The 9534-nt window shown below is 67.5% G+C and carries 6 protein-coding genes and 1 riboswitch; of the genes, 2 read left to right on the top strand and 4 right to left on the bottom strand.

Going from position 1 to position 9534, the window contains the following annotated elements; all coding sequences use genetic code 11:
* The 4 genes from JHC81_RS12315 to JHC81_RS12300 form a co-directional block, all read right to left on the bottom strand.
* Positions 1-2971 (bottom strand): glutamate synthase central domain-containing protein (locus JHC81_RS12315; protein ID WP_292175115.1); only part of this gene is annotated, 2971 nt, incomplete at its 3' end.
* Positions 2968-4404, bottom strand: coding sequence for an NAD(P)-dependent oxidoreductase (locus JHC81_RS12310; protein WP_292175113.1), 1437 nt, complete (start codon positions 4402-4404; stop codon positions 2968-2970). The genes JHC81_RS12315 and JHC81_RS12310, both read right to left, overlap by 4 nt.
* A 183-nt stretch (positions 4405-4587) precedes the next feature.
* Positions 4588-5262, bottom strand: coding sequence for a TorF family putative porin (locus JHC81_RS12305; protein ID WP_292175110.1), 675 nt, complete (start codon positions 5260-5262; stop codon positions 4588-4590).
* Positions 5263-5355: 93 nt separating this feature from the next.
* Positions 5356-6711, bottom strand: coding sequence for an ammonium transporter (locus JHC81_RS12300; protein ID WP_292175109.1), 1356 nt, complete (start codon positions 6709-6711; stop codon positions 5356-5358).
* Between the two features lie 264 nt (positions 6712-6975).
* Positions 6976-7098, top strand: a riboswitch (SAM riboswitch).
* 102 nt (positions 7099-7200) lie between these two features.
* Here JHC81_RS12300 and JHC81_RS12295 point away from each other — a divergent pair.
* Positions 7201-8208 carry a homoserine O-succinyltransferase gene (locus JHC81_RS12295; RefSeq protein WP_292175107.1) on the top strand — a complete coding sequence of 336 codons (1008 nt, stop codon included), beginning with the start codon at positions 7201-7203 and terminating at the stop codon, positions 8206-8208.
* Complete coding sequence (metB, locus tag JHC81_RS12290; RefSeq protein ID WP_292175105.1) at positions 8205-9401, top strand: cystathionine gamma-synthase; 1197 nt, start codon at positions 8205-8207, stop codon at positions 9399-9401. Before JHC81_RS12295 ends, metB begins: the two co-directional genes overlap by 4 nt.
* Positions 9402-9534: the final 133 nt, after the last annotated feature.

Here is a 9534-nt window from a genome sequence, read left to right as displayed (position 1 = left end):
CGGGCACGGCGTGGCGCATCCGGGCGATGAACTCGGTCACCTTGAAGCCGGGCAGTTGGCCGCCCTCGCCGGGCTTGGCGCCCTGGGCGACCTTGATCTCGATCTCGCGGCACTGGTTCAGATATTCGGCCGTGACGCCGAACCGGCCCGAGGCGATCTGTTTGACCGCAGAGTTGGGATTGTCGCCATTCGGGCGCGGCCGATACCGCTCCGGATCCTCGCCGCCCTCGCCCGAAACGGAGCGGGCACCGATGCGGTTCATGGCGATGTTCAGCGTCTCGTGCGCTTCGGGGCTGAGGGCCCCCAGCGACATGCCGGGGGTGACGAACCGCTTGCGGATCTCGTTGACGCTCTCAATCTCGTCCAGCGGGATTGGCACGGCCTCGCGGAAATCCAGCAGGTCGCGCAGGGCCGTAGACGGGATCTCCCGCTGACGGCGGGAATAGGCCTTGTAGCGCTTGTAGTCGTTGCGGGTCGTGGCGTCCTGAAGGCGGTGGATCGTCTCGGCGTCCCAGGCGTGGGTCTCTTCGCCCGCGCGAATGCGGTGCGAGCCGCCGATGCGCAGGGCCGGGCGCGCGACGGAAAAGCCCTTGCCCGCGAGGTTGACGGCCCGGGTCTCGATCCCGGCGAGGCCCACGCCGGAGATGCGCGAGGTCATGCCGGGGAAGAACTCCGCGACCAGAGCCCGCGACAGGCCCAGGGCCTCGAACTCCAGCGCGCCGCGATAGGCGGAGATGACGGAGATGCCCTTCTTGGCCAGGATCTTCATCAGCCCGGCCTCGACCGCGCCCTTGTGGTTCAGGCAGGCATCGCGCAGGGACAGGCCAGGATAGCGGCCGCTCTCCAGCCGCTCCAGAAAGCTCTCCTGAGCCAGCCAGGCGTTCACGGCGGTGGCCCCGCAACCGACCAGGACCGCAAAGGCATGGGCGTCGATCGCCTCGGCCGAGCGCACCACGATGGAGGCGAAGCTGCGCAGGCCCTCGTCCACCAGTCGACCATGCACGGCCGAGGTCGCCAGGATCATGGGGATCAGCGGACGATCCTCGCCCGCCCGTTCGTCGGTCAGGACGATCAGTCCCGCCCCGCCCCGCGCGGCGGCCACGGCTTCGTCGCGGATGCGATCCAGCGCGGCCTTCAGCGCCTCGCCACGGATCGCGCCGACATCGGGTGCCAGGAAGGTGCAGTCGATGACGGTGGTCGCGCCCGCGCCCACGACGCCCAGCATCCGCTCGTACATGCCCGTGGTCAGGACGGGACTGTCCAGAACGAAGACCCGCGTCTGGGTCTCGTCCTGGGCCAGGATGTTGCCCAGATTCTTGAACCGCGTCCGCAGAGACATGGCCCCGGCTTCACGCAGACTGTCGATCGGCGGATTGGTGACCTGGGCAAAGGCCTGGCGGAAATAATGGGCGAAGGGCCGGTCCTGGCGCGACAGCACTGCGGGCGGCGCGTCGTCGCCCATCGACGCCACCGCCTCCTTGCCCTCGGCGGCCATGGGGTCCAGCAGGGCGTCGATGTCTTCCTGGGTCCAGCCGACGGCGGCCTGGAACCGGGTCAGCGCCTCGCCAGACAGACGCCGTGGCTCCTCGCCCGGCCCGACCAGCGGCTCCAGCTCGACCATGTTGGACAGCCAGTCGCGGTAGGGGTGTTCGGCCGCCAGACGGTCGATGGTCTGGGTCTCGTCGTAGAGAACGCCCGCCTCCAGATCGACGGAGATCATCCGGCCGCCGCCGATGTGCAGGCGACGCGCGATCCTATCTTCGGCCACGCCGGTCATGCCCGCCTCCGACCCGCAGATCAGCAGGCCGTCGATGGTCTCGGCCACGCGCAGCGGGCGCAGGCCGTTGCGATCCTTGCCCGCCACGACCCAACGGCCGTCGGTGGCGCAGATGGCGGCGGGGCCATCCCACGGCTCCATCACGGCATTGCAGTAGGCATAGAGGGCGCGGTGGTCGTCGGAGATGACGCCGTCTATGGGAGCTTCGGGGATCAGCAAGGCCTTGACCATGGGCGCGGGCCGCCCGGCGCGAACCAGCACCTCGAAGACATTGTCCAGGGCGGCGGAGTCCGAGCCACCCGCCTGGATCACCGGCTTGACGGTCGCATCGTCGGCCCCGAAGGCCTCGGCCGTCATGCGGATTTCGTGGCTGCGCATCCAGTTGGCATTGCCGCGCAGGGTGTTGATCTCGCCATTGTGGGCCAGCATCCGGAACGGCTGGGCCAGCCGCCATTCGGGAAAGGTGTTGGTCGAATAGCGCTGATGGAACAGGGCGACATTGGCCTCGACCCGCGCATCGTTCAGGTCGGGATAGAAGTCGCCCAGGGCCTCGGCCAGCATCATCCCCTTGTAGATCACCGACCGGGCGGACAGGGAGCAGATGTAGAAATGCTGCAGATTGGCGGCGGTCGCCCGTGCCTCGATGCGGCGGCGCAGCAGATACAGCGCCCGCTCCAGTGCCTCGCCCTCCAGCCCGTCCGGGGCGGACAGCATGATCTGCTCGATCTCGGGGCGGGTGGCGGCGGCGCGCTGGCCCAGCACCTCGACGCGGGTCGGCACCTGACGCCAGCCATAGAGCCAGAACCCTGCGGCCAGAACCTCGCGCTCGACGATGGTGCGGGCAACCTCCTGAGCGCCCTGATCCAGACGCGGCAGGAAGACCATGCCGACGGCCAGCGGGCCGGGACGCGGCTCATGGCCCGCATCGCGCACCTGGGCGTCGAAGAATGCGCGGGGCAGGCCGATCAAGATCCCTGCGCCATCGCCGGACTTGCCGTCGGCGTCGACGGCCCCCCGGTGCCAGATGGCCTTCAGCGACTTCAGGGCCAGGTCCACGACCTCGCGGCGCGGGGCCCCGTCGATGGCCGCGACCAGGCCGACGCCGCAGGCGTCGCGCTCGGACGCGGGGTCATAGGCATGGGCGTCGATCAGGCGCTGTCGCTCGGCCTGATACTGAACCGGGTCGAAAGTCATGCCGCCACCCTCTGGCGGCTGGTCAGCCAGGCGTCGATCTCGGCGGCCGCGTCCTGACCGTCACGCACGGCCCAGACGACCAGCGAGGCCCCGCGCACGATGTCGCCGGCGGCGAAGACGCCCTCCAGCGTGGTCGCCTTGGTGTGGCCGGCCGTGCGGATGGTGTTCCAGTCGGTCAAGGCCAGATCGGGCTCTGCGAACAGGCGGGGGATGTCTTCGGGCTCGAATCCCAGAGCCTCGATGACCAGGTCGGCGGCGACATCGAACTCTCCGCCCGGCACCGGCTCGACCGACCAGCGGCCGTCGGCAGCCTGGGCGGCCAGGGCCATGCGTTGAACCCGCACGCCGGTCACGCCGGACGCCCCGCCCAACACGGCGCGCGGCGAAGCCAGCCATTCGAAGACGACGCCTTCTTCCTCGGCATTGGCGACCTCGCGGGCGCTGCCGGGCATATTGTCCCGGTCGCGGCGGTAAAGGCAGGTGACCGAGGTCGCGCTCTGACGCACAGCGGTGCGGACACAGTCCATGGCGGTGTCGCCGCCACCGATCACGACGACCCGGCGACCCGCGGCGTTCAGCGTGCCGTCCTGAAACGCCGCGACCTGATCGCCCAGGCCCGTGCGGTTGGAGGTGATCAGATAGTCCAGCGCCGCGACCACGCCGTCAGAGCCGCAGCCCGGTGCCGTCAGCCGCCGCGCCTGATAGACCCCCGTCGCGATCAGCACCGCATCATGCGCAGCCCGCACCTCGGCAAAAGGTATCGCCGCTGCGCCCTCGCCGCCGACATCGATGCCCAGCCGGATTTCGACACCGCCGTCAACCAGCCGATCCAGACGGCGCTGGACGACATCCTTTTCCAGCTTGAAGCCCGGGATGCCGTACATCAGCAGGCCGCCCGCGCGGTCGTGGCGGTCGTAGAGCGTGACCGCATAGCCCCCAGACCGCAGCCGATCCGCCGCCGCCATGCCCGCAGGCCCCGCGCCCACGATCCCGACCGACAGGCCGTTTTCCGCGATCGGGCGGATGGGGGTGACCCAGCCATTCTGGAACGCCATGTCGCCCAGCCAGCGTTCGACCGAGCCGATCGTGACCGTCTCCCAGCCCGACTGTTCCAGGGTGCAGGCCCCCTCGCACAGCCGGTCCTGCGGACAGATGCGGCCACAGATTTCCGGCATGGTCGAGGTCGCCTCGGACTGACGCCAGGCCTCTTCGGCGCGCCCCTCGGCGGCCAGCTTCAGCCAGTCGGGGATGTTGTTCTCCAGCGGACAGCCGGACTGGCAGAAGGGCACGCCGCACTGGGCGCAGCGGCTGGACTGTTCGCCGCCTGCAGGCACGGTGAAGTCCGCATAGATCTCATCGAAGTGCCGCACGCGATCGGAGGCGGCCGCCTTGGCCGGGCCGATACGGGGGGTGATGACAAATCTCTGGTTCACGGACACCAACGCACGTCTTCCTTTTCGCTATTGCACACAGGTCTATGGGGTGGGCGCGGTAGTGGCAAGTTGTGCCTTTCGCTGCCAACCAAACGAGGCAATGAGGCACGAAAAAACCGGCACAGTTCTGCTTCATGCAAGACCGTGCCGGTTATCATGTTGCGAGGCCGAACCGGCCTCCGCTCAGAAGCTGTATTTCAGCGACCCTACGATGCGGTCCTCAGACAGCGGGCCGTCCACGTCCGTGTCGAAGTAGCGGACATCCAGACCCAGGCCCTCGACCAGGGTATAGGTCACCCCGGCATTCCAGGTCGTGTAGTCGTCATTGACGTCCAGCGCCTGATAGCCGACCGCGCCCGACGCCGCCCATTTGTCGGCAAAGGCCCAGGCCAGGTTGCCCTCCACATAGGTGGCTTCCTCATCGAGGCCGAAGAAGTCGGGCGAGTAGTAGACGACCGCCCCCGCCGTCACCGGCCCGATCGCCCGCGATGCGGCCGCCTTGAACTCCACATAGTCGTAGTCGGCCCCGTCTGGCGCATTGACGTAGAAGTAGCCGACAACGCCGAAGTCCAAAGCATAGCCCGCCGCCTCGGTACGGAAGCCGCCGTAGATATCGATCTCCGCATCGGTGTCGTCGCCGAAATCGACGTTGGAGGCCCAGGCCCCGGCGTAGAAAGAGCCGGCGGTCAGGTCGACGCCGCCCTGGAGAGCAGGATCCTCATTGGTCTGGCTGAAGCCGCGGAAGACATAGTCGCTGAAGACGCCGACGTTGAAGGCGACGTCCGCATCCTGGGCCGAGGCGGCCGAGGCGGTGAACATGGCGGCCATGGCGGCCGCACAGGCGAAGGCACGTTTCATCTTCTTATCCCCTTGTTTTCGATGATGTCAGTCGAACGCCTACTGGAAGCCGGGCGCGAGGGGAGAGCCCCGCGCCCGGCCAATCGTCTCGCTTCAGTGTGCCTCCAGCGCCTCGCCATGCAGGTGGGCGTCCAGCCCCTCCTCTTCCTGCGCTTCGGTGACGCGCAGGCCGGTGGTGAACTTGCAGATCAGCAGGATGACGAAGGTGCCCGCCGCGCTGTAGGCGATGGTCCACAACAGGCCGACCAGCTGGGTCCAGACATTGGCCCCTTCCGACAGGCTGTTGATCGTGGTGGTGGCGAACACACCGGTCAGCAGCGCCCCGACGAGACCGCCCGCACCATGCAGGCCAAAGGCATCGAGGCTGTCGTCATACTTCAGCAGCTTCTTGATCCAGATCGAGGCGGCGTAGCAGGCCGGACCGGCGATCAGGCCGATGATCACCGCCCCCTTGGGATCGACGAAACCGGCGGCGGGCGTGATGGCGACCAGACCGGCCACGACGCCCGACAGCATGCCGATCAGTGAGACCTTCTTCTTCTCGATGACCTCGATCAGCTTCCACGACAGGGCGGCAGCCGCAGCGGCCAGGATGGTGTTGAGCAGGGCCACAGCCATCAGGCCATTGGCGGCCCCGGCCGAGCCGGCATTGAACCCGATCCAGCCGACCAGCAGCAGCGACGCGCCGATCATGGTCAGCACCGGATTGTGCGGGTTGATCGGGTCGATGCCATAGCCCTTGCGGCGACCCAGGAAGAGGGCGCAGACCAGACCCGCGACGCCCGAGTTCACATGCACGACCGCACCCCCTGCGAAGTCCAGCACGCCCGCCGAGCCCAGGAAGCCCCCGCCCCAAACCCAGTGAGCGATCGGGGCATAGACGAACAGCGACCACAGGGCGGTGAACAGCAGCAGGGCGCTATATTTGAAACGCTCCGCGAACGCCCCGGTGATCAGCGCCGGGGTGATGATGGCGAAGGTCAGCTGGAACGAGATGAACAGGAACTCCGGAATGCCCGGCAGCAGGCTGTGCGCCGTCTCCAGTGTCACGCCGTTCAGGAACAGTGATTCAAGGCCGCCGACGACGGTGTTAAGGCTCTCCGTCGGCGCGGTGCCGAAGGCGATGGAATAGCCCGCGATGAACCAAGCCAGGGTCACCACGGCGAAGACGCCGACCGACTGGGTGATGGTGGCGATCACGTTCTTACGCCGCACCATGCCGCCGTAGAACAGGGCCAGACCGGGAAGGGTCATCAGCAGAACCAGGGCGGTCGATACGCCGAGCCAGCCCGTACCTGCCGCGTCCAGATCCAGAGCCGCCTGGTGCCCCAAAAGAACAGGAGCCGCCGCAGCAGGCGCTGCGGCGGCCCCACTGGCCAGTACGGTCGTCAGAAGGCCGAGCGCCCAGAGCGCCCCCTTGCCTGCGGTATCCCCTTGAAGTCGTGTCATCGTTCCTAACCCCCTTGGCTGCGACGGCATGCGATCTCGCATTTGCGAAATGTTTACCGCATCTGCGAAATACGCAAGTGGGCGGACGAAGGTTTGTGAAACTTTCTTGCGTTTCGCGGCTTGCCATTATGCCACGGCGCAATGTTCGTCTCTGATTTAAGACGATCCTGACACGTTCGACCCCAAAGGCCCTTTCGCAGCGCAACAGGATTCTGCCTAAAAATTCCGCCTTGACGGCCTCGCCCGTCACATGCAGCCTAAAGCCACTCATCAAGACCGGCGGAGGGATAGGCCCTTTGATGCCGGGGCAACCTTCCGCGGTCCACCCGACCCTGGAGATGGTGCCAACTCCTGCGAGGCCCCTCCAAAGGCCGCGAGAGATGAGTGAAGGAAATGGCTCTCCGTTGGGGAACCGTCGTCTTCACGGGTCTGTCACCACAGGATTTGGCCGCCCCGCCCGCGCTCGATGATCGAGAACGGAGCGGACCTGTGTCGTCCCACGCCTGGCCCATCGAGGAAGCCCCCGGACGGGACGTCTCCGCGCCCATTCCGGCCGACTTCCGCCTGGCTTCGGGCGAGACACTGGCGGCGAGCGAAGTCGTCGGGCGGCTGCATGGTCCGGTCGAAGGCCCACTGGTGGTGGTCATGGGCGGGATTTCCAGCGGGCGTGTTGTCGGCCAGTGGTGGTCCTGGGCCGTGCGTCCCGGCGGTCCCATCGACCTGAACCGCGTCCGCGTCCTGGCCATCGACCTGCTGCCGGGGCGGACCGATCCGGGCGTCACCATCACGACCCACGATCAGGCGCGGCTGCTGAGCCTGCTGCTGGACGCCATCGGCGAGACCCACTTGGAGGCCTTTGTAGGCGCGTCGTACGGCGGCTGCGTGGGTCTGGCCCTGGCCGAAGCGCGCCCCGACCGCATCGGTCATCTGATGGTCATCTCGGCCACCCATCGCGCCCACCCTGCCGCCACGGCCTGGCGCGGGGTGCAACGCCGCCTGCTGGCCTTTGCCCGTGATTGCGGACGCGATGCCGAGGGTATCGCCCTGGCCCGCGAACTGGCCATGACCACCTATCGTACGGCCGAAGAGTTCGACCTGCGCTTCGCCGCCACCCCACCCGAACAGGCTGGTGGCCCCTATCCCGTCTGCGACTACCTGACCTCGCGCGGCGACGGCTATGAAGCGGTGACCAGCGCCGCGCGGTGGATCAGCCTGTCGGACTCACTGGATCGGCATGCCGTCGCACCCGAGGCGATCCGCTGCCCCCTGACCGTGGTCGGCTTCACTTCCGACCGGCTGGTGCCGATCCAGGACAGCCGCGATCTGGCCGCCCGCGCACCGCGCCTGACCCGCCTGGTCGAGGCCGCTTCGATCTTCGGCCACGACGCTTTTCTCAAGGAGCGTGAGGTCGTGGGCCGTGCCCTGCACGACGCCCTCGCCCCGCTTTACGCCGCTACCCCCAACACCTTCACGCCTGCCAGAGAGTTCGCCGCATGACCGCCCCCATCGACGCCCACCCCTGTACGACCGCCGCCCGTCACGGCGTGAACAGCGACCCGGCGCACGGTGCGGTGATGCCGCCCCTCTATCTCTCGTCCAACTACAGTTTCGACGGGCTGGAGGGTAAGCGGAAGTACGACTACACGCGCTCGGGCAACCCCACGCGCGACGTCCTAGGCGAGACGCTGGCCAAGCTCGAAGACGGCTGCGGCGCAGTGGTGACGGCGACCGGCATGGCGGCGGTCGATCTGGCGCTGTTCTCCCTGGAGCCCGGCGACCTGCTGATCGCGCCGCACGATCTGTATGGGGGCACACATCGTCTGCTGTGCGCCCGCGCCAAGCGCGGCCATTTCGACGTGCAGTTCGTCAATCAGAACGACCGCGCGGCTCTGGACGCCGCCTTCGCCCTGAACCCCAGGCTGATCCTGATCGAAACGCCGTCCAATCCGCTGATGCGGATCGTGGACGTGGCCGACATCTGCACCCGGGCCCGCGCCGTGGGCTGCAAATCGGCGGTAGACAACACCTTCCTGTCACCCGCCCTGCAACAGCCGCTGGCGCTCGGCGCGGATTTGGTGATCCATTCGACGACCAAATACATCAACGGCCACTCCGACGTGGTCGGCGGCTGCGTCGTCGCCAAGTCGCCAGAAGACCTGCAACAATTGACCTGGTGGGCCAACTGTCTCGGCGTCACAGGTTCACCGTTCGACGCCTATCTGACCCTGCGTGGCGTCCGTACCCTGTTTGCGCGCATCGAGCGGCAGCAGGCGACGGCAGGTCTCGTTGCGGAGTGGCTGGAGGCGCATCCGGCGGTGCAGGCGGTTCACTATCCCGGTCTGAAAAGCCATCCCGGACACGCCGTCGCCGCCAGGCAGCAGTCGGGGTTCGGGGCCATGCTCAGCTTCGAACTGCATGACATCGAGGCCGTGCGGACCTTGGTGGATGGGCTGGACATATTCACTCTCGCCGAGTCGCTCGGCGGGGTCGAAAGCCTGATCGCCCATCCAGCCCTGATGACGCACGCCGCCATGACGCCGGAGGCGCGAAAGGTGGCGGGCATCTCCGACGGCCTGCTGCGGCTGTCGGTCGGGCTGGAGCACCCGGAAGATCTGCTGGCCGACCTGGAGCAGGCGCTGTCGGCGGCTCGTGTTCCCGCAGACTTGTCGCTCGCTACACAAGCCGCCTGAGGCCAATCAGAGGCAGGACGCGAAATCGCCGCCGGAATGATCCGGCGGCGATAGTCGTTCAGACATTGTCCAAACACCTACCCCCAGGGGTCGGTATTGGGGTTGGTGGTGGGCATGTGGTCGAGGCGGGCGT

This window comes from Brevundimonas sp. (genome assembly GCF_016463295.1).
GTDB lineage: Bacteria > Pseudomonadota > Alphaproteobacteria > Caulobacterales > Caulobacteraceae > Brevundimonas.
This window is presented reverse-complemented; position numbering and strand designations above follow the sequence as displayed.